General features: G+C 67.7%; 24 protein-coding genes. 16 read left to right on the forward strand and 8 right to left on the reverse strand.

The features are described from left to right. The first annotated feature begins 2 nt into the window (after nt 1–2). Together AAHS21_RS20335 and AAHS21_RS20340 are read left to right on the forward strand one after the other, a co-directional pair. A complete protein-coding gene (locus AAHS21_RS20335) occupies nt 3–515 on the forward strand; it encodes a DUF4126 domain-containing protein (protein WP_342929374.1) in 513 nt (170 codons plus the stop codon). After that, complete coding sequence (locus AAHS21_RS20340; protein ID WP_342929375.1) at nt 512–1,882, forward strand: FAD-containing oxidoreductase; 1,371 nt, start codon at nt 512–514, stop codon at nt 1,880–1,882. Before AAHS21_RS20335 ends, AAHS21_RS20340 begins: the two co-directional genes overlap by 4 nt. Nucleotides 1,883–1,892: 10 nt before the next feature. Here AAHS21_RS20340 and AAHS21_RS20345 read toward each other — a convergent pair whose 3' ends face one another. Beyond that, nucleotides 1,893–2,783 carry a RecB family exonuclease gene (locus AAHS21_RS20345; RefSeq protein ID WP_342929376.1) on the reverse strand — a complete coding sequence of 297 codons (891 nt, stop codon included), beginning with the start codon at nt 2,781–2,783 and terminating at the stop codon, nt 1,893–1,895. 73 nt (nt 2,784–2,856) lie between these two features. On the opposite strand from AAHS21_RS20345, the gene trmI reads away from it, so the two are divergent. Continuing rightward, entirely contained in the window at nt 2,857–3,699 is an 843-nt protein-coding gene (gene trmI / locus AAHS21_RS20350; RefSeq protein ID WP_342929504.1) for a tRNA (adenine(58)-N(1))-methyltransferase TrmI, read from the forward strand. Nucleotides 3,700–3,705: 6 nt separating this feature from the next. Here trmI and AAHS21_RS20355 read toward each other — a convergent pair whose 3' ends face one another. Together AAHS21_RS20355 and AAHS21_RS20360 are read right to left on the reverse strand one after the other, a co-directional pair. Further along, the gene (locus AAHS21_RS20355) at nt 3,706–4,005 is read right to left on the reverse strand and encodes a DUF503 family protein (RefSeq protein WP_342929377.1); all 300 of its coding nucleotides are present in this window, start codon (nt 4,003–4,005) and stop codon (nt 3,706–3,708) included. Beyond that, a complete protein-coding gene (locus tag AAHS21_RS20360; RefSeq protein ID WP_342929378.1) occupies nt 4,005–4,697 on the reverse strand; it encodes a hypothetical protein in 693 nt (230 codons plus the stop codon). The genes AAHS21_RS20355 and AAHS21_RS20360 overlap by 1 nt, the downstream gene beginning before the upstream one ends. A 310-nt stretch (nt 4,698–5,007) precedes the next feature. On the opposite strand from AAHS21_RS20360, the gene arc reads away from it, so the two are divergent. Further along, nucleotides 5,008–6,837: a proteasome ATPase gene (gene arc, locus AAHS21_RS20365; RefSeq protein ID WP_342929379.1), complete on the forward strand. Its 1,830-nt coding sequence runs from the start codon at nt 5,008–5,010 to the stop codon at nt 6,835–6,837. Nucleotides 6,838–6,857: 20 nt separating this feature from the next. Here arc and AAHS21_RS20370 read toward each other — a convergent pair whose 3' ends face one another. Both AAHS21_RS20370 and AAHS21_RS20375 read right to left on the reverse strand, forming a co-directional pair. Then, entirely contained in the window at nt 6,858–7,463 is a 606-nt protein-coding gene (locus AAHS21_RS20370) for a hypothetical protein (protein ID WP_342929380.1), read from the reverse strand. Nucleotides 7,464–7,467: 4 nt separating this feature from the next. After that, on the reverse strand, nt 7,468–8,643 hold the full coding sequence (locus AAHS21_RS20375) for a hypothetical protein (protein WP_342929381.1): 1,176 nt from the start codon (nt 8,641–8,643) through the stop codon (nt 7,468–7,470). A gap of 69 nt (nt 8,644–8,712) precedes the next feature. Here AAHS21_RS20375 and dop point away from each other — a divergent pair, with 69 nt between their 5' ends. The 11 genes from dop (at nt 8,713) to AAHS21_RS20430 (ending at nt 20,518) form a co-directional block, all read left to right on the forward strand. Next, nucleotides 8,713–10,221, forward strand: a complete 1,509-nt coding sequence (dop, locus tag AAHS21_RS20380) for a pup deamidase/depupylase (RefSeq protein ID WP_342929382.1) — start codon at nt 8,713–8,715, stop codon at nt 10,219–10,221. A 102-nt stretch (nt 10,222–10,323) separates the two neighbouring features. After that, nucleotides 10,324–10,518, forward strand: coding sequence for a ubiquitin-like protein Pup (locus tag AAHS21_RS20385; RefSeq protein WP_330979897.1), 195 nt, complete (start codon nt 10,324–10,326; stop codon nt 10,516–10,518). Beyond that, entirely contained in the window at nt 10,515–11,393 is an 879-nt protein-coding gene (gene prcB, locus AAHS21_RS20390) for a proteasome subunit beta (RefSeq protein WP_342929383.1), read from the forward strand. Before AAHS21_RS20385 ends, prcB begins: the two co-directional genes overlap by 4 nt. Next, nucleotides 11,390–12,145: a proteasome subunit alpha gene (prcA, locus tag AAHS21_RS20395; RefSeq protein WP_342929384.1), complete on the forward strand. Its 756-nt coding sequence runs from the start codon at nt 11,390–11,392 to the stop codon at nt 12,143–12,145. Before prcB ends, prcA begins: the two co-directional genes overlap by 4 nt. A 54-nt stretch (nt 12,146–12,199) precedes the next feature. Then, nucleotides 12,200–13,558, forward strand: coding sequence for a Pup--protein ligase (gene pafA / locus AAHS21_RS20400; RefSeq protein ID WP_096288412.1), 1,359 nt, complete (start codon nt 12,200–12,202; stop codon nt 13,556–13,558). 63 nt (nt 13,559–13,621) lie between these two features. Further along, the gene (locus AAHS21_RS20405) at nt 13,622–14,620 is read left to right on the forward strand and encodes a YafY family protein (protein ID WP_342929385.1); all 999 of its coding nucleotides are present in this window, start codon (nt 13,622–13,624) and stop codon (nt 14,618–14,620) included. Then, nucleotides 14,617–15,588, forward strand: a complete 972-nt coding sequence (locus AAHS21_RS20410; RefSeq protein WP_342929386.1) for a YafY family protein — start codon at nt 14,617–14,619, stop codon at nt 15,586–15,588. The genes AAHS21_RS20405 and AAHS21_RS20410 overlap by 4 nt, the downstream gene beginning before the upstream one ends. Nucleotides 15,589–15,660: 72 nt before the next feature. Beyond that, on the forward strand, nt 15,661–15,924 hold the full coding sequence (tatA, locus tag AAHS21_RS20415) for a Sec-independent protein translocase subunit TatA (RefSeq protein WP_096288406.1): 264 nt from the start codon (nt 15,661–15,663) through the stop codon (nt 15,922–15,924). A 135-nt stretch (nt 15,925–16,059) separates the two neighbouring features. Then, entirely contained in the window at nt 16,060–16,935 is an 876-nt protein-coding gene (gene tatC / locus AAHS21_RS20420) for a twin-arginine translocase subunit TatC (RefSeq protein ID WP_342929505.1), read from the forward strand. 24 nt (nt 16,936–16,959) lie between these two features. After that, entirely contained in the window at nt 16,960–19,716 is a 2,757-nt protein-coding gene (locus AAHS21_RS20425) for an RNA helicase (RefSeq protein WP_342929506.1), read from the forward strand. Between the two features lie 55 nt (nt 19,717–19,771). Then, complete coding sequence (locus tag AAHS21_RS20430; protein WP_342929387.1) at nt 19,772–20,518, forward strand: DUF4333 domain-containing protein; 747 nt, start codon at nt 19,772–19,774, stop codon at nt 20,516–20,518. 1 nt (nt 20,519) lies between these two features. Here AAHS21_RS20430 and AAHS21_RS20435 read toward each other — a convergent pair whose 3' ends face one another. Then, complete coding sequence (locus tag AAHS21_RS20435; RefSeq protein WP_342929388.1) at nt 20,520–21,476, reverse strand: 5'-3' exonuclease; 957 nt, start codon at nt 21,474–21,476, stop codon at nt 20,520–20,522. 35 nt (nt 21,477–21,511) lie between these two features. Between AAHS21_RS20435 and AAHS21_RS20440 the strand changes: the two genes are divergently transcribed. Continuing rightward, a complete protein-coding gene (locus AAHS21_RS20440) occupies nt 21,512–22,636 on the forward strand; it encodes a Xaa-Pro peptidase family protein (RefSeq protein ID WP_342929389.1) in 1,125 nt (374 codons plus the stop codon). Here the strand turns inward: AAHS21_RS20440 and AAHS21_RS20445 are convergent. Both AAHS21_RS20445 and AAHS21_RS20450 read right to left on the reverse strand, forming a co-directional pair. Next, complete coding sequence (locus AAHS21_RS20445) at nt 22,633–22,938, reverse strand: DUF2563 family protein (protein WP_342929390.1); 306 nt, start codon at nt 22,936–22,938, stop codon at nt 22,633–22,635. The two genes, AAHS21_RS20440 and AAHS21_RS20445, sit on opposite strands and share 4 nt — an antisense overlap. An 11-nt stretch (nt 22,939–22,949) precedes the next feature. Continuing rightward, nucleotides 22,950–23,741, reverse strand: coding sequence for a DUF5631 domain-containing protein (locus AAHS21_RS20450; RefSeq protein ID WP_342929391.1), 792 nt, complete (start codon nt 23,739–23,741; stop codon nt 22,950–22,952). Nucleotides 23,742–24,528: the final 787 nt, after the last annotated feature.

Below are 24,528 nucleotides of genomic sequence, written 5' to 3' on the forward strand. Positions count from 1 at the left end.
CCGTGACGCATGTCCTTGTTCTGTTGCTGGCTTTGCTGATTGGCGTTGTCGCCGGGTTGCGTTCCCTGACGGCTCCTGCGGTGGTCGCGTGGGCCGCGTACCTCGGCTGGATCGACTTGCACGGCACCTGGGCATCGTGGCTGGGCAACATCATCACCGTCGTCGTCTTCAGCGTTCTGGCCGTGGGCGAATTGGTGAACGACAAGCTGCCCAAGACGCCGCCGCGGACCGCGCCACCGGTCTTCGCGGCCCGGCTCCTAATGGGCGGGCTCGCTGGCGCGGCGCTGGGCGCGTGGCCGCACTGGACGTTTACCGCCCTCGGGGCCGGCATCATCGGCGCGGTGCTGGGCACCCTCGGCGGCTATCAGGCACGCAAGCGGCTGGTGGCGGTCAGCGGTGGGCGGGACCTGCCGATCGCGCTGCTCGAGGATGCGGTCGCGATCCTGGGCGGGTTCGCCGTCGCGGCACTGACGGGTCACGTGCTGGCCGAATACCTGGTCTCGGGCGTTAAGTGAGCGAGCATTTCGACGCGATCATCGTCGGGGCCGGCCAAGCGGGACCCCCGCTTGCGGGTCGGCTGACCGCTGCGGGGCAGCGCGTCGCGGTCGTCGAGCGCAAACTGATCGGCGGCACCTGCGTCAACAACGGATGCATCCCGACCAAGACGCTGGTCGCCAGCGCGCACGCCGCCCAACTCGCCCGCCGCGGCGGCGAATACGGTGTGGCGACCGGTTGGATCAGCGTGGACATGGGGAAAGTCAAGGACCGCAAAGAGGGCATCGTGCTCGCCGACCGCAAGGGTGTGCAGGACTGGCTCGAGGGCATGGACGGTTGCACCGTTGTTCGCGGCCATGCCCGTTTCACCGACCCGCACACGCTGCGCGTCGATGACCGGGAGCTGCGCGCCGACCGGATCTTCCTCAACGTCGGTGGCCGCGCCGTGGTGCCCGACATCCCGGGCCTGGCCGATGTCGACTACCTCACCAACGTGTCCATCCTCGAACTCGACACGCTGCCAACCCATCTCGTCATTGTCGGCGGCAGCTACATCGCTCTGGAGTTCGCCCAGATGTACCGGCGCTTCGGCGCGGCGGTCACCGTGGTGGAGCGGGGACCGCGGTTGGCCCCCCGCGAAGACGAGGACGTCTCGGCCACCATCAAGGAAATCCTGGAAGCCGAAGGCGTCGCGATCGTCCTGGGTGCCGACGATGTGCGGATCACCAAGACAGACAACGGATTCGAACTCACGCCACGCGCCGGGGCCGAGCCCATCGCGGGAAGCCACCTGCTGATGGCGGTCGGGCGCCGGCCCAACACCGACGATCTGGGACTGGAGGCCGCCGGTGTGCAGACCGACGCGCGCGGCTACATCGTCGTCGACGACGCGCTCAAGACCAACGTCGATCACATCTGGGCGATGGGCGACTGCAACGGCAAGGGTGCATTCACCCACACCTCCTACAACGACTACGAGATCGTGGCCGCCAACCTGCTCGATGACGATCCACGCCGGGTCAGTGACCGCATCACCACTTATGCGCTCTACATCGATCCACCGCTGGGCCGCGCCGGGATGACCGTCGGCGAGGTCCGCGCGTCGGGCCGCAAGGCGCTGATCGGCAAGCGGCCGATGACCAAAGTTGGCCGGGCCGTGGAAAAGGGTGAGACGCAGGGCTTTATGCAGGTAGTTGTCGACGTGGAAACCGACCAGATCCTCGGCGCGGCCATCCTCGGGGTCGGCGGTGACGAGGCGATCCACGCCATTCTGGATGTCATGTCGGCCAAGGTGCCCTACACCACGTTGTCGCGCACGATGCACATCCATCCCACCGTCAGCGAGCTCATTCCCACCATGCTGCAGGAGATGACACCGCTCGACTAGCCGGTGGCGACTAGGCCGCCGGTTCGCTCGAACACGAAATGGCTTGCGCCCGAACGTCGTCCGGCCAGCCGGGGTAGGGCGGCGGGGTGCCGCCGAAAACCGGGCAGAACTCCTGGTGCGGACACCAGTCGCACAATCGCGACTTGCTGGGGCGGAAATCGCCTGTCGCACCGGCAGATTGGATGGCACGCCAGATCGCCATCAAGGTCTTCTCGAAGCGCTCCAGCTCGTCGCGCTCGGGCGAGTAGTCCAGCACCTGGCCGTCGGCGAGGTAGATCAGGCGCAGCCGGGTCGGCGGCACCCCGCGGGTGCGCAGCAGCGCCACCGCATAGAACTTCATCTGAAACATCGCCTTGAACTCGGCCAGTGCCCGCGCCTCCGGCGGTGCCTTGCCGGTCTTGTAGTCGACCACCCGCAGCTCGCCGGTCGCCGCGACGTCGATCCGGTCGATGAAGCCACGCAGCAGCGTGCCATCGGCGAGTTCCACCTCCACCCGCTGCTCGCAGCACTGCGGGTCGAATCGGGTCGGGTCTTCCAGCCGGTAGTAGCCGGACAGCAGCGCGCGAGCATCCTCGAGTACCTGGGCGCGCTGCGCGGCGTCCAGCTCGCCGAACCGGCCCGGTTCGGCGGCGATCACCTGCTCCCATGCGGGCTCCAGTAGCGAGATCGCGGTCTGGGGATCGCGCGACGCCGCGGGTAGACCGTAGAGCTGCTCGAGCGCGGCGTGCACGACCGACCCGCGGATCTGCGCCGTCGACGGCGGCTCGGGCAGTCGGTCGATCGCCCGGAACCGGTACAACAACGGGCACTGCTTGAAGTCGGCCGCTCGCGACGGCGACAGTGCCGGCCGCGAAGCCGATCTGGAAGCCGCCCGCGCCTGCTCTACTGGCTGGTCGGTCATATTCGCAGCCTAGGACGCCGTGCCGACAACCCCGAGCATCGCCAACGGCGAGTCGGCTGGCACGCTGAACGGCGTGTCCAACACCGGTCCATTCGTCGTCGGCGAGCGTGTTCAGCTCACCGACGCCAAGGGCCGTCACTACACGGTGGAGCTGACCGAGGGTGCGCAGTTCCACACGCACCGCGGTGCGATCCCGCACGACACGATCATCGGGCTGCAGCAGGGCAGCGTGGTCAAATCCAGCAACGGCAACCCCTACCTGGTGCTGCGCCCGTTACTGGTCGACTACATCATGTCGATGCCGCGCGGGCCGCAGGTCATCTATCCCAAGGACGCCGCGCAGATCGTGCACGAGGGCGACATCTTTCCGGGAGCCCGGGTGCTGGAGGCCGGAGCCGGCTCAGGCGCGCTGACCTGTTCGCTGTTGCGTGCGGTGGGTCCCGAGGGGCGGGTGGTGTCCTACGAAGTGCGCGCGGATCACGCCGAACATGCGCGGCGCAACGTGGACGTCTTCTTCGGCGCAGCACCGGCCAACTGGGAGCTGATCATCGGCGACGTCGTCGACTCCGGGCTGCCCGACGGCTCCTTCGACCGGGCCGTGCTGGACATGCTGTCGCCGTGGGAGGTGCTCGACGCGGTGTCGCGGCTCGTCGTCGCCGGCGGGGTGCTGCTGATCTACGTGGCCACGGTCACCCAGCTGTCGAAGGTGGTGGAGGCGCTGCGGGCCCAGCAGTGTTGGACCGAACCGCGTGCCTGGGAGACGATGCAGCGCGGTTGGCATGTCGTCGGCCTGGCGGTCCGGCCACAGCACACCATGCGCGGCCACACCGCGTTCCTGGTGGCGTCGCGACGGCTCGCGCCGGGCACGGTGGCCCCGATGCCCTTGGGCCGCAAGCGAGCGGGCCGGGACGGCTAGTCCCGGCTAGTCATCGTCCTCGCTGCGCACCAGCGAGCGTCGCACCGATAGCAGCTCGAACTCGGGATGCGCGGCGACCAGACGTTCGGCCGCTTCCAGGACGTCGACGGCATGCGCCCGGTCGCCGGACACCAGGGCCACCCCGATGCCGGCGCGCCGATACAGTTCCTGCGAACCAGTCTCGGCGGCCGACACGCTGAACTTGCGGCGCAACTCGGCGACAACAGGACGGATCAGCGAGCGCTTCTCCTTGAGCGATCGAACGTCACCCAGCAGCACGTCGAATTCCAGCCAGGCGATCCACATCAGCCAGGCGCGGGTTGCGCGGGCTCGGGAGGCGGCGCGGGCGTCGTTGGTGAAGCGGGCGCAGGCGGCGCGGCCGGGGCGGCGGACGGCGGAGCTGGCGAAGGAGAAGGCGGCTGGACCGGTTCCGGCGGCGGGGGCAGCGGAATGGTCGGGCTGGGCGGCGGGGGTGGCGGGGCCGGCGAGTTGCCCAACGCCAACAGCATTTCCGCCGTCTTGCGGGAAAGCTGCCAGCCGCCCGCCAGCGGAGCGAACTCCATCGGGAAGGTGAACGCGCCGTTGGGCCCCTTGGCGGTGTTGACGCTGACCGTGGCCACCACGTTGGCCGGATTCTTGTCCGACCACGCGATGTTGTTCGCCACGAACGTCATCGGCAGGTAGCCGTTGTCGCGCAGCGCGTTGACGAACTTGTCCAGCGTGGCCGCGCTTTCCGGCGTCGCGCCTTCGACGAGGTTCACCTTGTTCATCCCGGGGACGTTCGGATCGACCAGCCGGTTCAGCACCTCGACCAGAGCTTCGGGCACCGGCAGCGGCGCGGTCGGTGGAGCCGCGGCGATCAGCGGACTCGACGTCGGCACCGGCACCGCCAAACTCGTCGACGGCAGCACCTTGGGCTCGCTGTGCGAGCATGCCGCGACCCCGAACGCCGCCACGACGGTGGCGGTGCTCAGCGCTACGGACAGGTGTCGGTGCATCCGTTGACCGGCCGGGCTATTCGGCGCCGTCTGATTCGTGGAGGGCGGTGGTTGCCGCGATCTGGCCAACTGGTGCAATGGAAGTCACAGTTGGAAACATTGCGTTGATGACCGCGACCACGGCAGGGCCTGTGGTGAGGGGTTTTGCGGTCACGGGGTGTCCTTTCGGTGGTCCCAAATCGACGCCGAGGTTACCAGCGGGAGTAAAGACGCGACTTTTGATGGCTTTTGAGTTCACGCATGAACGGCCAATCGCCGGTAGCGTTGTAAGGATCCACCGCATCAATTCGGGGCGGGAAAGGAGCGCAACATGGGTGAGTCAGAGCGTTCTGAAGCATTCGGGATCAATCATGAAACCGGCATGTCCAGCAGCGATGCTGCCGAGCTGGAACAGCTGCGCCGCGAAGCCGCGGTGCTGCGCGAGCAACTTGAGCAAGCCGCCGAATCGCCGGCCGGCACGCGCTCCGCGCGCGATGTGCATCAACTCGAAGCGCGGATCGACTCGCTTGCGGCCCGCAATTCCAAATTAATGGAAACTCTTAAAGAGGCCCGGCAACAACTGCTGGCGCTGCGGGAAGAAGTCGACCGGCTGGGGCAGCCGCCGAGTGGCTACGGCGTTTTGCTTGCGTCGCATGAGGACGAAACCGTCGACGTGTTCACCTCGGGTCGCAAGATGCGACTGACCTGCTCGCCCAACATCGACGTGCCGGCGCTGCGCAAGGGACAGACGGTTCGGCTCAACGAGGCACTGACCGTCGTCGAGGCCGGGACGTACGAATCCGTGGGCGAGATCTCGACTTTGCGCGAGGTACTCAACGACGGACACCGCGCATTGGTCGTGGGCCACGCCGACGAGGAACGGATCGTCTGGCTGGCCGAGCCGCTGGTGGCCGAGGACTTGCCCGACGGGGTGCCCGACGCACTCAACGATGACACCAGGCCGCGCAAGTTGCGGCCTGGCGATTCTCTGCTGGTCGACACCAAAGCCGGCTACGCGTTCGAGCGCATTCCCAAGGCCGAGGTCGAGGACCTGGTGCTCGAAGAGGTGCCCGACGTCAGCTACCAGGACATCGGCGGTCTGACCCGGCAGATCGAGCAGATCCGCGACGCGGTGGAGCTGCCGTTCCTGCACAAGGAGCTCTACCGGGAGTACGCACTGCGTCCGCCCAAGGGTGTGTTGCTCTACGGTCCGCCCGGTTGCGGTAAGACGCTGATCGCCAAGGCGGTCGCCAACTCGCTGGCCAAGAAGATGGCCGAGGTGCGCGGCGACGACGCCCGCGAGGCGAAGTCGTACTTCCTCAACATCAAGGGTCCCGAGCTGCTGAACAAGTTCGTCGGTGAGACGGAGCGACACATCCGGCTGATCTTCCAGCGGGCCCGCGAGAAGGCGTCCGAGGGTACGCCGGTGATCGTGTTCTTCGACGAGATGGACTCGATCTTCCGGACCCGCGGTACCGGTGTGTCGTCGGACGTCGAGACCACGGTGGTGCCGCAGTTGCTGAGCGAGATCGACGGTGTCGAGGGTCTGGAGAACGTCATCGTGATCGGCGCGTCCAACCGCGAGGACATGATCGACCCCGCGATCCTGCGGCCCGGACGTCTCGATGTGAAGATCAAGATCGAGCGGCCCGATGCCGAAGCGGCACAAGACATCTTCTCGAAGTATCTGGTCGAGACGCTGCCGGTGCACGCCGACGATCTCGCCGAGTTCGACGGCGACCGCGGAGCGTGCATCGCCGCGATGATCGAGAAGGTCGTCGAGCGGATGTACGCCGAGATCGACGACAACCGGTTCCTGGAGGTCACCTACGCCAACGGTGACAAGGAAGTCATGTACTTCAAGGACTTCAACTCCGGGGCCATGATTCAGAACGTCGTCGACCGGGCGAAGAAGAACGCGATCAAGTCGGTGCTGGAGACGGGTCAGCCCGGTCTACGGATCCAGCACCTGCTCGACTCCATCGTCGACGAGTTCGCCGAGAACGAGGACCTGCCCAACACCACCAACCCCGATGACTGGGCGCGGATCTCGGGCAAGAAGGGCGAGCGGATCGTGTACATCCGCACCCTGGTCACCGGCAAGTCGTCGAGCGCGTCGCGCGCCATCGACACCGAATCGAACCTCGGCCAGTACCTCTAGGGATCCAATCCCTAAGCGGCTCAGTCGAATTCGAACGAGTAGGTGTTCGTCAGGTCGTCCTGCGTCACGCGCGCGGGACGATCTGTCGTGTCGACTCGCAGCGTCTCGGTGAGCACCCGCGGCTGATAGCTCCACCCGTCGGGCAGGGTCAGCCGCTGCGCCAGCCCGGCCAGGTCGGTCCGCGACAGGTTGGGGTCGACGACCTGGCTCCAGGTCTGCATGACCCAGCGCTTGCCGTCGGGATCGATCAGTTCGTAAATCTCTTCGCCGGCGTTGAAGACGAAGACCGTATCGCGGGTCACTTCGTTGACGGTGTAGGGCGCGGGGTTCATCGACGACAGCGCCACGGTGGCCTGTTTGATCATCTCGATGCCGCCGAATGTCTTCCGCTCTTGCGGACCGTCGGCTTGCTTATCGATCGCGTTCATCAGCCAGTAGCGCGGGCCGTTGAGCAAGGCCGCGGCGGCGCCGTGTTCGGCCGCGATCGCCGCCGCGTCGAGCTTGGACCACAACTCGGCCGGACAGTCGTTGAGCGGAAAGCTGTTGTAGACGGTGGCTTGTGGGCCGGATTCGCCCACCTCGACGAGAAGTACTTCGCCATAACGCTTCCCGGACAGGTCGGTCATTTGCTTACTCGCTTTCTCTCGTTGTGTCGGATGCGACGTTGCCCAGGTAGCGGTTGCGCGCGGCCAGAGCGGTGTGCAGGTCCTCGACCAGTGGGTCGAGGAACATCGCCCGGTACTCGGCATCGTCGACCGCGCGGGCCGCGATGTACATGAACGTCAGCGCGCCGAGGAACAGGCACATGTGGATCAGCGAGTCCGGTACGGGCAGCGTCCATCCCAACACCGTCGCGGTGCTCACCGAGGTGTGCGTCCATTCGTTGAGCAGCGACGGCGTCAGGATGATCAGGCCGAGAATGAGATACATCGTGGCGCCGACGAGCGCGACCACCAGGATCTCGACCAGCTGCGAGGTCGCCAGCAGGAACACCACATTCAGGCGTTCGGCTTTCTTCAGCGCCGAGCCGGGCGACGGGTCGGCCATCGTGGCGAAGGGGGTTCCGGCGAGGCCCTCGCTGCCCTCGGGTAGTGACGCCGTCGACCTGAGCAGCGGCCTGACCCGCTCGACGGTTTTGGAGACGACGAATGCTGCCGCGATGCCGAGCAGAAAGGCGATGGCCAGCGAGAGCCGTTCGCCGTTGATGGTGGCGGCCATCAGCCAGACGTAGGTGTTGAAGAACACCAACGCGGTCAGTAGCACGATCGGCAGCGCCCGGACCGCCAGCGTCCCGACCGTCGCGAGATGTTCGAACGTCATCCGCATTGCCCACGCGAGCACCGATCCGACACCGGAACCGGTCAGCACCAACACCAGCGCCAGAATCACCGCGTCGCGCGTCAGCCGGACAGGGCCGCTTTCGACGACTCCACAGACGATCACGAAAGCCAGTGCCAGCGATGCGACCGCCGCGCGGGTGCGCCCGCTCGATATGCGCGACACCAGCCAGCCGAACAGGGCGGCCAGCGGCAGGGCGGCCGCGAGCAAGGCCAGGATCACCCATTGCCGCGTCGTGGGTGTCCCGTCGATGAAGACCTCGTTGCCGTCGCTGGCGAAGAAGCAGCCCAGCAGGCAGGCCTCGATGGTCGCCCATGCGGTCAGCATCGGTGACGACCGCGGCCAGAGCCGTCGCCATCGGCCCCGGGTTGTGAGCACCGACGGTAAACCGCGCTCCAGGAACCACTTTTCAGCGGCGGCTGTGGCTGCCTTCTGGGTGTTCGGCGTGCGGCGCGCAGTTACGTCCACACCGGCACACCCTAGTGGCGCAGCAACCCGCGTGCGGGTCGTTCTCGTCGGCACGCCTACCCTTAAGGCATGCAACGGATTATCGGGACGGAGGTCGAGTACGGCATTTCGTCGCCGACCGACCCGACCGCCAACCCGATCCTTACTTCGACTCAGGCGGTGCTGGCCTACGCGGCCGCCGCCGGCATTCAGCGCGCCAAGCGCACCCGCTGGGACTACGAGGTGGAGTCGCCGCTGCGCGACGCCCGCGGTTTCGACCTGAGCCGCTCGGCCGGCCCGCCACCGGTGGTCGACGCCGACGAGGTCGGCGCGGCGAACATGATCCTGACCAACGGCGCGCGGCTCTACGTCGACCACGCGCACCCCGAGTACTCCGCGCCCGAGTGCACCGACCCACTGGACGCGGTGATCTGGGACAAGGCCGGTGAGCGCGTGATGGAGGCTGCCGCGCGCCACGTCGCCAGCGTGCCCGGGGCCGCCAAGCTGCAGCTGTACAAGAACAACGTCGACGGCAAGGGCGCCTCGTACGGGTCGCACGAGAACTACCTGATGAGCCGGCAGACGCCGTTCTCGGCCATCATCGCCGGTCTGACGCCGTTTTTGGTGTCGCGGCAGGTGGTCACCGGCTCCGGCCGGGTCGGCATCGGCCCCTCGGGGGACGAGCCCGGCTTCCAGCTGTCGCAGCGCTCCGACTACATCGAGGTTGAGGTCGGGCTGGAGACCACGCTCAAGCGCGGCATCATCAACACCCGCGACGAGCCGCACGCCGACGCCGACCGTTACCGCCGACTGCACGTGATCATCGGCGACGCCAACCTCGCCGAGACGTCGACCTACCTCAAGCTGGGCACCACGGCGCTGGCCCTGGACCTGATCGAAGAGGGCCCGATGCACGGCATCGATCTGAGCGATCTGGCGCTGGCCCGGCCGGTGCACGCGGTGCACGCGATCAGCCGCGACCCGTCGCTGCGTGTCGCGGTGGCCATGGCCGACGGCCGGGAGCTGACCGCGCTTGCGCTGCAACGGATCTACCTCGATCGGGTGGCCAAGCTGGTCGACGGTCGCGACCCCGACCCGCGGGCCGCCCACGTGGTCGAGACCTGGGCGCATGTGCTGGACCTGCTCGAGCGCGACCCGATGGAGTGCGCGGAGCTGCTGGACTGGCCGGCCAAGCTGCGACTGCTCGAGGGGTTCCGGCAGCGCGAGAACCTGAGCTGGTCGGCGCCGCGGTTGCACCTCGTGGACCTGCAATATTCCGACGTCCGGCTGGACAAGGGCCTGTACAACCGGCTGGTCGCGCGCGGCTCGATGAAGCGTCTGGTCAGCGAACACCAGGTGCTCGAGGCGGTGGACAACCCGCCGACCGACACCCGTGCGTACTTCCGCGGCGAATGCCTGCGCCGATTCGGCGCCGACATCGCCGCGGCCAGTTGGGACTCGGTGATTTTCGATCTCGGTGGCGATTCGCTGGTGCGCATCCCGACGCTGGAGCCGCTCCGGGGCAGCAAAGCGCACGTCGGAGCCCTGCTGGACTCCGTGGACAGCGCCGTCGAACTGGTGGAACAACTGACGAGCTGAGGTCTGTTAACCAAAGAACGTCGGCTTTGACCGGTAGGGTAGAGATACCAGCGGGCGGCTTAAGCGGCCAGTGAGCAAGCCCAGACATAGCAGGAGGCGGCGATGGCGCAGGAGCAAACCAAACGTGGCGGTGGCGGCGGCGACGAAGATGACGTCGCTGGCACCACGGCTGCGGGCCAAGAGCGTCGCGAGAAACTGACCGAGGAAACCGACGATCTGCTCGATGAGATTGACGACGTCCTGGAGGAAAACGCCGAGGACTTCGTCCGCGCGTATGTCCAAAAGGGCGGACAGTGACCTGGCCTTTCCCTGATCGCTTGTCCACTAACTCGGCTCTACCCGGATTTTCTGCTGTAAATACGTCGTCCTTCGCGGACCTGTTGCGCCGTCAGGCGCCGGAGTTGCTCCCGGCCGTCCTGGGGGGTGGCTCCGGCCGATCCGGTGGTGAGGCCGGGCTGCCGCACGGCACCACGATCGTCGCCCTGAAATACCCCGGCGGTGTCCTGATCGCCGGTGACCGGCGCTCCACCCAGGGCAATATGATCGCGGGCCGCGACGTCAAGAAGGTCTACATCACCGACGACTACACCGCGACCGGCATCGCCGGCACCGCCGCGATCGCCGTCGAATTCGCCCGCCTGTATGCGGTGGAGCTGGAGCACTACGAGAAGCTGGAAGGCGTCCCGCTGACGTTCGCCGGCAAGGTCAACCGGCTCGCGATCATGGTGCGCGGGAACCTGGCCGCCGCGATGCAGGGGCTGGTCGCGCTGCCGCTGCTGGCGGGCTACGACATCCACGCCGCCGACCCGGAAACCGCCGGGCGCATCGTCTCGTTCGACGCCGCGGGCGGCTGGAACATCGAGGAAGAGGGCTACCAGTCGGTGGGGTCGGGGTCGATCTTCGCCAAGTCATCGATCAAGAAGCTGTATGCCCAAGTCACCGACGTCGACTCCGCGCTGCGGGTAGCCGTGGAGTCGCTGTACGACGCCGCCGATGACGATTCCGCCACTGGCGGGCCGGATCTGGTGCGCGGCATCTTCCCGACGGCGGTCACCATCGGCGCCGAAGGAGCGGCCGACGTGCCCGAGAGCCGGATCGCCGAATTGGCCCGCGAGGTCATCGAAAGTCGCTCGCGCGCAGACACTTTCGGCCCGGACGGCGGTGAGAAGTGAGCTTCCCGTATTTCATCTCACCTGAGCAGGCGATGCGCGAGCGCAGCGAGCTCGCGCGCAAGGGCATCGCCCGGGGCCGCAGCGTGGTGGCGCTGGCCTACGCCGGCGGTGTGCTGTTCGTCGCGGAGAACCCGTCGCGGTCCCTGCAGAAGATCAGTGAGCTCTACGACCGGGTGGGTTTCGCCGCCGCCGGCAAGTTCAACGAGTTCGACAACCTGCGGCGCGGCGGCATCCAGTTCGCCGACACCCGCGGCTACGCCTACGACCGCCGCGACGTCACCGGCCGGCAGCTGGCCAACGTCTACGCGCAGACCCTAGGCACCATCTTCACCGAGCAGGCCAAGCCGTATGAGGTCGAGTTGTGCGTCGCCGAGGTCGCCCACTACGGCGAGACCAAAGCGCCTGAGATGTACCGGATCACCTACGACGGGTCCATCGCCGACGAGCCACACTTCGTGGTGATGGGCGGCACCACCGAGCCGATCACGACCGCGCTCAAGGAGTCGTATGCCGAAAACGCCGACCTGAGCGGTGCTTTGGGGATTGCCGTCGACGCGCTGCGAGCCGGGAGCGCCAACGGCAGTGACGAACACAGTCTGGACGTGGCCAACCTCGAAGTCGCCATCCTGGACGCGAACCGGCCGCGGCGCGCGTTCCGGCGCATCGGCGGGTCCACCCTGGAGAACCTGCTGCAGGAGTCGAAGGGTGCGAAATCCGAGGGCGATTCCCCGGATTCAGCCGGCGAATCTTAGCCCCTGGGCGCGGCTGCTGCTCGTCGCGTTCAGACAACCAGTACCCTCGATAATGTGCAGCGACGAATCATGGGCATCGAGACCGAGTTCGGTGTCACCTGCACGTTCCACGGCCATCGCCGCCTGTCCCCGGACGAGGTAGCCCGCTACCTTTTCCGCCGGGTGGTGTCATGGGGTCGCAGCTCCAACGTGTTCTTGCGTAACGGTGCCCGGCTGTATCTCGATGTGGGTAGCCACCCCGAGTACGCCACCGCCGAGTGCGACAGCCTGGTGCAGCTGGTCACCCACGACCGGGCCGGGGAATGGGTGCTGGAAGACCTACTCGTAGACGCCGAGCAGCGGCTTGCTGACGAAGGCATCGGCGGCGACATTTACCTGTTCAAAAACAACACCGACTCCGCGGGCAACTCCTACGGGTGCCACGAGAATTACCTGATCGTGCGGGCCGGTGAGTTCTCCCGGATCTCCGACGTGCTGCTGCCTTTCCTGGTCACCCGCCAGCTGATCTGCGGGGCCGGCAAGGTGCTGCAGACCCCCAAGGCCGCGACGTTCTGCCTGTCGCAGCGCGCCGAGCACATCTGGGAAGGTGTTTCGTCGGCCACCACCCGCAGCCGCCCGATCATCAACACCCGTGACGAGCCGCACGCCGACGCCGAGAAGTACCGGCGGCTGCACGTCATCGTCGGTGACTCCAACATGTGCGAGACCACCACCATGCTCAAGGTGGGCACCGCCGCGCTGGTGCTGGAGATGATCGAAGCCGGTGTGCCTTTCCGCGACTTCTCGCTGGACAATCCGATCCGCGCCATCCGCGAGGTCAGCCACGACATCACCGGCCGCCGTCCGGTGCGGCTGGCCGGCGGGCGTCAGGCCAGCGCGCTGGACATCCAGCGGGAGTACTACACCCGCGCCGTCGAGCACCTGCAGACCCGGGAGCCCAACGCGCAGATCGAGCAGGTCGTCGACCTGTGGGGACGCCAGCTCGACGCCGTCGAGAGTCAGGACTTCGCCAAGGTCGACACCGAGATCGACTGGGTGATCAAGCGCAAGCTGTTCCAGCGCTACCAGGACCGCTACAACATGGAGCTGGCCGACCCCAAGATTGCCCAGCTCGACCTGGCGTACCACGACATCAAGCGTGGTCGCGGTGTGTTCGATCTGCTGCAGCGCAAGGGCCTCGCGGCGCGCGTCACCACCGACGAGGACATCGCCGAGGCGGTCGACAACCCGCCCCAGACCACCCGGGCGCGGCTGCGCGGCGAATTCATCAGCGCCGCGCAGGCAGCCGGCCGCGACTTCACCGTCGACTGGGTGCACCTCAAGCTCAACGACCAGGCCCAGCGCACGGTGCTGTGCAAGGACCCGTTCCGGGCCGTCGACGAGCGGGTGAAGCGGCTCATCGCCAGCATGTGACGCCCTCGGGGTCCACCGCGAGTCGGTGCGCGCGGCGGGTCCGGGCCATCTAACCTGGAGCAAATGGCGACCTCGAAAGTCGAACGGCTGGTCAATCTCGTCATCGCCCTGCTGTCCACTCGCGGATACATCACCGCGGAAAAGATCCGGTCCAGCGTCGCCGGCTATTCGGACAGCCCGAGCCTCGAGGCGTTTTCCCGGATGTTCGAGCGCGACAAGAACGAACTGCGCGACCTGGGCATCCCGCTCGAAGTCGGCCGGGTGTCGGCGCTGGACCCCAGCGAGGGGTACCGCATCAATCGCGACGCCTACGCGCTGCCGCCGGTCGAACTGACCGCCGACGAGGCGGCCGCGGTCGCCGTCGCCACCCAGCTGTGGGAGTCACCCGAACTGATCACCGCGACGCAGGGCGCACTGCTCAAGCTGCGCGCCGCCGGTGTGGACGTCGACCCCGAGGCGCCGGTGGCCATCGCCTCCCCGGAAGGTGTGCCGGGTCTGCGTGGCTCCGAGGACGTGCTCGGAATCCTGTTGTCCGCCATCGATTCCCGGCAGGCCGTACGGTTTCCGCATCGCCCGTCGCGTGCCGAGCCCTACACGATGCGCACCGTCGAGCCGTGGGGGGTGGTCACCGAGAAGGGCCGCTGGTATCTCGTCGGTCACGACCGTGACCGCGACGCCACCCGCACCTTCCGGCTGTCCCGCATCGGCGTCGACGTCGAGCCGATCGGCCCGGCCGGCGCCGTCACCGTCCCCGACGGCGTCGATCTGCGCAAGATCGTCGCCCAGACCGTCACGGACGTTTCAGGGACACCGACCGGCGCGCAGGCCCTGGTCTGGGTCGCCGACGGGCGGGCCACCGCGCTGCGCCGCGCCGGACGATCCACCGGCGCGCGGCCATTGGGCGGGCGCGACGGCGAGGTGATCGAGCTCGAGATCCGCTCGAGCGACCAGCTGGCCCGCGAAATCGCCGGATACGGGGCCGACGCCGTCGTGCTCGAGCCGCAAACACTGCGCGACGACGTGGTGGCCCGGTTGCGCGCCCAGGCGGAGGTGGATGCGTGACTCCCGTGTCGACCCGCCTGGTTCGGCTGCTGAACATGGTGCCGTACTTCCAGGCCAATCCGCGGATCACCCGCGCCGAGGCCGCCGCCGAGCTGGGGGTGTCGGCCAAGCAGCTGGAGGAGGACCTCAACCAGCTGTGGATGTGTGGGCTTCCCGGCTACTTCCCGGGTGATCTCATCGACTTCCAGTTCTCCGGCGACACCATCGAGGTCACGTTCTCGGCGGGCATCGACCACCCGCTCAAGCTCACTTCGCCGGAGGCCACCGGTCTGCTGGTCGCGCTGCGGGCGCTGGCCGACATCCCGGGCGTGGTCGATCCGGAGGCGGCCCGCAGCGCGATCGCCAAGATCGCCGCCGCGGCCGGCGCCGTCGGACAGGACGCGACGGGTACGGTCACGGCGATCGACGAGCCGGCACCCATCGAGAGCCGGGCCGCGGCCGTGGTCCGCACCGCCGTGCAGTACAAACACGCGCTGGCCATCGACTACTACTCGGCCTCACACGACACCCTGACCAGCCGGATCGTCGACCCCATCCGGGTGCTGCTGATCGGCGGACACAGCTATCTGGAGGCGTGGTCGCGCGAAGCCGAGGGCGTGCGGCTGTTCCGCTTCGACCGGATCGTCGAGGCGACCGAGCTGGGGGAGCCGGCCGCCCCGCCCCAGCCGGCGCTGCAGGCGCCGCCGGACACGTCGCTTTTCGACGGGGACCCCTCGCTACCGTCGGCCAAGCTGCGAGTTTCTGCGGCCGCGTCGTGGATGTTCGAGTACTACCCGATGCGTGACGTGCACGAGCTGCCGGACGGGTCGTGCGAGGCGGTCATGACGTATGCCTCCGAGGACTGGATGACACGCCTGGTGCTGGGCTTCGGGCCGGACGTGCGGGTGATTGAACCGCAGTCGCTCGCCCAGCGTGTACGGGATGCCGCGGCGGCGGCCCTGGAGTCCTACCAGGCTGTGACGTCCTGACCGCACGGCGCGGGCACACCGGCAGTTGGCCGCGCTGCGGTAGCATCGGGTGGACGTCTGGAGGTAATCAAAGTGGGCAGTCTTAGTCCGTGGCATTGGGCGATCCTCGCGGTCGTCATCATCCTGCTGTTCGGCGCCAAGAAGCTCCCGGACGCAGCGCGTTCGCTGGGCAAGTCGATGCGCATCTTCAAGTCCGAAATGCGGGAAATGCAGACGGAGAGCAAGTCCGACGCGCCTTCCATCGAAACCCCCGCGGCGGCTCCGCAGCCCGTGCAGTCGCAACGGGTCGACCCGTCGGCCTCCGAGCAGGGCCACACCGAAGCGCGCCCCGCTTAGGGGGCATCGGCCGCGGTGCCTGAGCGCCACTGACCGAGCGTCGTGAAAGCATTCAAGACTTCAGCCCGTACTGCTGCGTTTCTGAAGCATCTCAATCCGCGCAACAGGCGCAGTCGGACCAATCCCGACGCGACGATGTCGCTGGTCGACCATCTGACCGAGCTGCGCACCCGGCTGCTGATCTCGCTCGCGGCGATCCTGGTCACCACAATTTTCGGCTTCATCTGGTACAGCCATTCGGTGTTTGGGCTGGAAAGCCTGGGCGAGTGGCTACGCCATCCCTATTGCTCGCTGCCGCAGTCGGCGCGCGCGGACATCAGCGCCGACGGGCAGTGCCGGTTGCTGGCGACGGCGCCGTTCGACCAATTCATGCTGCGGCTCAAGGTTGGGATGACGGCCGGGATCGTGCTGGCCTGCCCGGTGTGGTTCTACGAGCTGTGGGCGTTCATCACGCCTGGGCTCTATCAAAAGGAACGCCGCTTCGCGATCGGGTTCGTGATTCCCGCCGCGTTGCTGTTCGTCGGCGGTGCGATCCTGGCCTACTTCGTGCTGTCCCAGGCGCTGGGCTTCCTGCTGACGGTCGGCAGCGACGTGCAGGTGACCGCGCTGTCCGGCGATCGCTATTTCGGCTTCCTGATCAACCTGCTACTGGTGTTCGGATTCAGCTTCGAATTCCCGCTGCTGATCGTCATGCTCAACATGGTCGGCGTGCTGCCCTACGAGAAGCTCAAGGCGTGGCGGCGCGGCCTGATCTTCGCGATGTTCGTGTTCGCGGCGGTGTTCACCCCCGGCTCCGATCCTTTCTCGATGACCGCGCTGGGCGTCGCGCTGTCCGTACTCCAAGAGCTGGCCATTCAGATCGCCCGCGTCCACGACAAGCGAAAAGCCAAGCGCGAAGCCCAAACCGCGATCCCCGACGACGAAGCGTCGGTCATCGAGCCGGCCGGACCCCTATCCGAGCCGCAGCCCGAGCCGTCGTTGCACGCCGGGCAACACGACGACGTCACGTAGATGACCGCACCACCTGACGGCGGCGTGACCGAACTGACCGAGCTGCCACGGTTCACCGCGGAATTGCCGTTTGGGCTCGACGATTTCCAGACCCGGGCCTGTGCGGCGCTAGAACGCGGTCACGGCGTATTGGTTTGTGCGCCAACGGGTGCCGGCAAGACAGTGGTCGGCGAATTCGCCGTGCACCTGGCGCTGGCCGCCGGCAGTAAGTGCTTCTACACCACTCCGATCAAGGCGTTGAGCAACCAGAAGCACACCGACCTGACGGCACGCTACGGTCGCGACCGGATCGGGCTGTTGACCGGTGACGTGTCGCTGAACGCCGACGCTCCCGTGGTGGTGATGACCACCGAGGTGCTGCGCAACATGCTTTACGCGGATTCGGCTGCGCTGCAAGGACTTTCCCATGTGGTGATGGACGAGGTACATTTCCTGGCCGACCGGATGCGGGGTCCGGTGTGGGAAGAGGTGATCCTGCATCTGCCCGACGAGGTGCGGCTGGTCAGCCTGTCGGCGACGGTGAGCAACGCCGAGGAGTTCGGCGGCTGGATCCAGACCGTGCGCGGCGACACCACGGTCGTCGTCGACGAGCACCGGCCGGTGCCGCTGTGGCAACACGTATTGGTCGGCAGGCGCCTGTTGGACCTGTTCGACTACGAGAACGAGAAACCGGCCGCGGATCGTCAGCCGCGGGTGAATCCCGAACTGCTGCGCCACATTGCGCACCGTCGCGAGGCCGACCGGATGGGCGATTGGCGTGGTCCTCGCCGGCAGTCAGGAAGGGGCCGCCCCGAGCGCCCACGGTTCTACCGGCCGCCCGCGCGACCGGACGTGATCGCGACGCTGGACTCCGAGGGGCTGTTGCCGGCCATCACGTTCGTGTTCTCGCGGGCGGGGTGCGATGCCGCCGTCGCGCAGTGCCTGCGCTCGCCGCTGCGGCTCACCAGCGAGGAGGAACGCGCCCAGATCGCCGAGGTGATCGACCACCGCTGTGGTGACCTCGCCGAAGCCGACCTCGCGGTGCTGGGCTACTACGAGTGGCGGGAGGGGTTGCTGCGCGGGTTGGCGGCCCACCACGCCGGCATGTTGCCGGCCTTCCGGCATACGGTCGAGGAGCTGTTCACGGCCGGGCTGGTCAAGGCGGTGTTCGCCACCGAAACCCTGGCGCTGGGCATCAACATGCCCGCCCGAACGGTGGTGCTCGAGCGGCTGGTGAAGTTCAACGGCGAGGCGCACGTGCCGCTGACGCCGGGGGAGTACACGCAGCTGACCGGGCGGGCCGGGCGGCGCGGGATCGACGTCGAGGGGCACGCGGTGGTGCTTTGGCATCCCGCCGAGGAGACCTCCGAGCCGTCGGCGGTCGCCGGGCTGGCGTCCACCCGGACGTTCCCGCTGAAAAGCTCGTTCGCGCCGTCGTACAACATGACGATCAACCTGGTCCAGCACATGGGTCCGGAGCAGGCGCACCAACTGCTGGAGCAGTCGTTCGCGCAGTACCAGGCCGACCGGTCGGTCGTCGGGCTGGTGAAAGGCATCGACCGCGGCAAGCGGATGCAAGACGAGATCGCCGCCGAACTCGGCGGGGCCGACGCGCCGATCCTGGAATACGCCCGGATGCGCGCACGGATCACCGAGATGGAACGCGCGCAGTCCCGGGCGTCGCGGCTGCATCGGCGTCAGGCAGCCAACGACGCGCTGGCCGGATTGCGCCGCGGCGACATCATCACGATCACCAACGGCCGGCACAGCGGTCTGGCGGTGGTGCTGGAATCGGCGCGCGACGGCGACGACCCGCGACCGCTGGTGCTCACCGAACACCGTTGGGCGGGCCGGATTTCGTCGGCCGACTACTCGGGTGCCTCGGCGCCGCTGGGGTCGATGTCGTTGCCCAAGCGCGTCGAACATCGTCAGCCGAGGGTGCGCCGCGATCTGGCTTCGGCGCTGCGGTCGGCCGCAACTCCGCTCGACGTTCCGTCGCGTCGTCGCGCCGCGGATCCCGACGGCGGCTTCCACGATCCGGAGCTGGCGTCGTTGCGGGAGGAGCTGCGCCGCCACCCGGCGCATAACAGCCCCGGCGTCGAGGCACAGGTTCGTGAGGCCGAGCGCTATCTGCGCATCGAACGCGACAACGCGCAGCTGGAAAAGAAGGTCGCCGCCGCCACCAACTCGCTGGCGCGCACGTTCGACCGGATCGTCGGGCTGCTCACCGAGCGTGAGTTCATCCAGGGCTCCGCGGGTGATCCGCGCGTCACCGACGACGGTCGGCTGTTGGCCCGGATCTACAGCGAAAGCGACCTGCTGGTCGCCGAATGCCTGCGCACCGGTGCGTGGGCGGAGCTGAAGCCCGCCGAGTTGGCCGCCGTCGTCTCGTCGGTGCTCTACGAGACCCGCGGCGGTGACGGCCCCAGTGCTCCGTTTGCGGCCGAGGCGCCCACGCCGCGGTTGCGGCAGGCGTTGCTGCAGACCGCGAAGCTGTCGTTCGCACTGCGCGCCGACGAGCAAACACATCGCATCGCGCCCAGCCGCGAGCCCGACGACGGTTTTGTCACCGTGGTCTACCGCTGGGCCCGGACCGGCGATCTGGCTGCCTCGCTGGCCGCGGCCGACGCGACCGGCAACGGTTCGCCGTTGTTGGCAGGCGATTTCGTACGGTGGTGTCGCCAGGTGCTCGACCTGTTGGACCAGGTTCGCAATGCCGCGCCGGATGCCGAACTGCGGGCCACGGCGAAGCGGGCTATCAACGACGTTCGGCGCGGCGTCGTCGCAGTTGACGCCGGGTAGGCTGGCTCCGAGCTACCGTTACAGGGCCAGAACACGAGGTGATTGAGGAGAAATGATGAGCGGACCGCACGGATCGGACCCGGGCCAGCAGTGGCAGCCGCCCGCCGAGGGTGGCGATCGCTCCCAGGAACCGACTCAGGTGGGTCAGGTGGGCTCGCCCTGGCAACAGCAGCAACCGGCGGCCCAGGAAGGGACCTGGCAGGCGCCTGCGTACACGCCGCCCGCCGAGTACCCCCAGTACCAGCAGCCGTACCCCCAGCAACCGCAGCCGGGGTACGGGCAGCCCGAGCAGCAGTACGGTCAGCCCGGCCAGTATGGCCAGCCGGGTCAGTACGGTCAGCCCGGTCAGTACGGCCAGCCGGGTCAGTACGGCCAGCCCGGTCAGTACGGCCAATACGGTCAGCCGGGCCAGTACGGTCAGCCCGGCCAGTACCCTCAGCAGTACCCGGCTCAGCCCCAGAAGAAGCGCTCGATGGCGTTGATCGGCGGCATAGCCGGCGCGGTCGCCTTCCTGCTGATCGCGGTCGTGCTGGTGCTCGGATTCTGGGAGCCCGGCTTCTTCGTCACCACGAAGCTGGACATCAACAAAGCGCAGGCCGGTGTGCAGCAGGTCCTGACCGACGAGACCAACGGCTACGGCGCCAAGAACGTCAAGGACGTCAAGTGCAACAACGGCGCCGATCCCACCGTGACGAAGGGCGCCACGTTTGACTGCGCCGTCAGCATCGACGGGGCTCAGAAGCGCGTGACGGTGACCTTCCAGGACGACAAGGGCACCTACGAGGTCGGCCGGCCGCAGTAACTCACTGCGGCAACGAGTCGAGCGCTTTCTGCAGTCGGGCGACCGAGGATCCCACGCCGAATTCCGTGGCCAGCGTCGCGGTGCGCTGCGGGTCGGCGGCGACCAGCGGTAGCTCGTCGGTGGGCGTCGACAAGGTGATCGGTGCGTCGGTGGCCACCCGCACCACCTGGCCGGCGGCCTCGATGTAGTCGGTCGCGCCCAGCAGTTTCGTACGCAAGCCCTTGGCTAGCTTGGATTTCGGGTCGTGGGCGGCGGCCAGGATCTGATCCAGCGAGCCGTGCTGGGCCAACAGGGTGGCGGCCGTCTTCTCGCCGATGCCCGGCACACCCGGCAGGCCGTCGGACGGGTCGCCGCGCAGCAGCGCGAGTTCGGCGTAGGCCGGCCCGGCGCGGTCGATTGGCACGGAGTAGTTTTCGGCCACCTCGGTGGGCCCGAACAGGGTGGCTTTGGCCAGGCCGCGGCCCAGGTAGAGCACCCGGACCGGGACCGGGTCGTCGGCCACCACCTGCAGCAGGTCGCGGTCCCCGCTGACCACGACGACCGGGTCGTCGCGTTCCCGGGCGGCCAGCGTGCCGAGCACGTCGTCGGCCTCGAAGCCTTCCGAGCCGGCTGTCGCAATCCCGAACGCGTCCAGCAGCGCCATGATCATGTCGACCTGCGGTGTCAGCTCGTCGGGCACCTCCTCGATGTCGGGCGTGCCTTCGGGTTCCGGCTCGGCCACCCGATGCGCCTTGTACGACGGGATCAGGTCGACCCGAAACTGCGGGCGCCAGTCCAGATCGAGGCAGACCGCCAGCCTTTTCGGCCGCTGCGCGGTGATGACGACGGCCATCGAGTCGATGAATCCCCGGACGGCGTTGACCGGCCGGCCGTCGGGGGCGGTGATCGACGACGGCACCCCGAAGTACGAGCGGAACCACATGCTGGCGCCGTCGAGGAGGCACAGAGGTGCGGGCATGCGGCTATCCTGCCAGCGCGGTTAGCCTGGCTGCCATGGACTCTCACCGATTCGACGCCGAGGTCTACGCCCGTCGCCTGGCCGCGGCCGCCGCGGTGACCGCTAAGGCCGGACTCGACGGCCTGGTGATCACCCCCGGGTACGACCTGCGCTATCTCAGCGGCTCGCGCGCGCAGACGTTCGAGCGGCTGACCGCACTGGTGGTGCCGGCCTCCGGCGATCCGACCGTCGTGGTGCCGCGGCTGGAGCTGGCTTCGCTCAAGGGATCGGCCATCACGGAACTGGGCGTGGCGGTGCGCGATTGGGTCGACGGCGACGACCCCTACCAGTTGGTTCGTGCGGCGCTGGGTGGTCCGGCCGCTGTTGCCGTCACCGATTCGATGCCGGCGTTGCATTTGCTGCCGTTGGCCGGAGTGCTGGGCGTGACGCCGGTGTTGGCGACCGACATCCTGCGTTCGCTGCGAATGGTCAAGGAGGAGTGTGAGATCGACGCGCTGCGTAAGGCCGGTTCGGCCATCGACCGGGTGCACGCCCGGGTGCCCGAGTTTTTGATCCCGGGCCGCACCGAAGCCGATGTGGCCGCCGATATTGCCGAAGCCATTGTCGCCGAGGGGCATTCGGATGTGTCCTTCATCATCGTCGGATCCGGGCCGCATGGGGCCGACCCGCACCATAGTTATTCGGATCGCGAGCTGCGGGCCGGTGACATTGTCGTCGTCGACATCGGCGGAGCCTACGAGCCCGGATACCATTCCGACTCGACGCGTACCTATAGCCTCGGTGAGCCGGATGCTGTTGTTGCGCAGCAATATTCGCTGTTACAGCAGGCGCAGCAAGCGGCGCTCGAGGCGGTTCGTCCGGGAGTGACCGCCGAGCAGGTCGACGCCGCTGCGCGCGACGTGTTGGCCTCAGCCGGCCTGGGTGAGTTTTTCGTGCACCGCACCGGCCACGGCATTGGGCTCTCGGTGCATGAAGAGCCGTACATCGTCACGGGCAATGATCTGCCTTTGACTGCGGGAATGGCCTTTTCGATCGAACCTGGTATCTACTTTCCGGGCAGCTGGGGCGCGCGCATCGAAGACATCGTCATCGTGACCGAGAGCGGCGCGCTGCCCGTCAACAACCGCCCGCACGAACTGGTCGTGGTGCCGGTGGCCTAGGTGGGGTAGACGGCGCGCACTTGGGCGGTGTTGTGTTCCTCCATGTCGGCGAAGGTGACGGCGGCTTTGTGCGCCTTGGCGCCGACGTCGGACAGCGTTTCGCCATGGGCCTGAAGGTTTTTCACGTGCTTACCGTGGGCAACGCTTACTGCTTGGTGAAAAGCGTCCGCGGCGTCGAAGTCGCCGAACATGCCCGACATGACGGGTCCGCGCGACAGGCGATCGGCCGCGTCTTGCGCGTGGCCGCCCGCGCGGTGCGACTGGCTTGCGCCCGAGTGCAGTAATCCCATGTCGACGAACAACGCTGCCGTCCTTAATGGCTAATCGAGGCGCTGCAGGCCTGGAACCAGGCGAGGTGATAGTTGGCTTCCGACTTGTCCCCGGCCACCAGGGCTTCGATCGCGGCCAACAGCTGCCAATTGCCGACATCGTGGAAGTCGACATTGTCGGGGTAGCTGTCCAGAACCCGGGTGCTGACCTCTTTGAGATGCGTTTGCAGGAGTTCGACCTCTTTGTCCAATACTCCGGTGCCGCTGGTGGCGGCCTTCGCCAGCGTGTGGGCCAGACGTGGTAGGCCGTCGCGCCATTGGGTCGCTTGGTTGAGTTCCCAGCCGAGCTCGTCGATTTCGGGCAGGCGTCGCGGGCGAGACGAGCTGGGGACCGGCTCGTCCTCTTCGGGAACGTGGTGGATCGGGGTGTAGCCGGCGGCGAGGGTTACCTCGCCGAGCAGAGTTTCGATATCGCCGCGGCGGCGTTCGGGAGACAGTAGCGTGACTGCGGCCGGGAGCTCGATGCCCGGCGGAATCCAGCCGCTGGCGAGATCCGTTGTGAGAACGGTAGTTTCGTCGTCTCGGTCGCCGGCTGCCCAAGCCAGTCGGGGCTGCTGGCGGGCGACCGAGGCCACTAGTCGCTCCAGTCGTGCCCGCTCGGCGGCGTTGGCCGAGGCGGCCCCGGCGACTGCGCCGGTGGCAGTCGCCGCGACGGCCTCGGTGCCCAAACTCGACGGCGACGACGGAGGTGGCGGAGTGGGGGTTTGACGGACCATCGTCGGGCCAGCCGGGCTGGCTTGTCCTGCCGAGGGGTGTACCGGCGCGGAGCTAGCCATTGCCGAGGGTGGTGCGCTCGACGGGACAACCGGAGCGGAGGCCGCGGGGGCTGCTGGGCGCATGTCGGAGGCGTAAGCGGGCAGCGGACCCGAAGGTGCGGATGCGGCCGGGGCAGCCGGTGCCGACGGTCCCGCAACGACCTGCGGTGCCGGGGTCGCGTCCGGGGCCGTTGCGTGGGCGACCGGCGGTGCCTCATATGCCGGTGCGTTGGCCGCGACGCTGCCCATGCCCGAGGTGGGCGTTGTCGGTGGGGCTTGCGGCTCTGGGGCTTGAGGCGGTGGCATTGCGCCAGCAGTCGCCGAAATCGGCGTTCCCGCTTGCATTCCCTTGTCAAAGCTATGCATCAAGTCGGCCGGCGTGACCGGTTGTACCGGGCTCGCGGGTGCGATCGGTGCGCCGGTTAGGGGTGTGCCAGGGGTAGCGGCCGTTGACGGCACCCCGGCATGTACACCCGGGTTCGGTGGCGCGAGCGGGGCCGGGGCAGACGCGGATGGTGCACTGGGAAAGATCGAGGGAGACGGCAACCGTGCGTCCGTGGGCGCAGGAGGCGAAGGAGATTTAAACGCCGACGTCAGGTTCGTGCGAGAGCCGGGTGCGCCAGGAACGGCTTGCCCTTCCGCAGACGGGGGCGGTTTGCCAGCTGCAGAATGAAAACTTGTCGAGGCCCCAGTGGCAACGCCGGCAGGCGCAGTCTGCCCTCCGACGGGCGGTGCCGCGCCCGGCTGTGGTGTGGCGAAGTCGGGAGTCCCGCCCGGATGTGGTGTGGCGAAGCCGGGAGTCCCGCCC

Source organism: Mycobacterium sp. 050272 (genome assembly GCF_039023525.1).
Taxonomy (GTDB): domain Bacteria; phylum Actinomycetota; class Actinomycetes; order Mycobacteriales; family Mycobacteriaceae; genus Mycobacterium.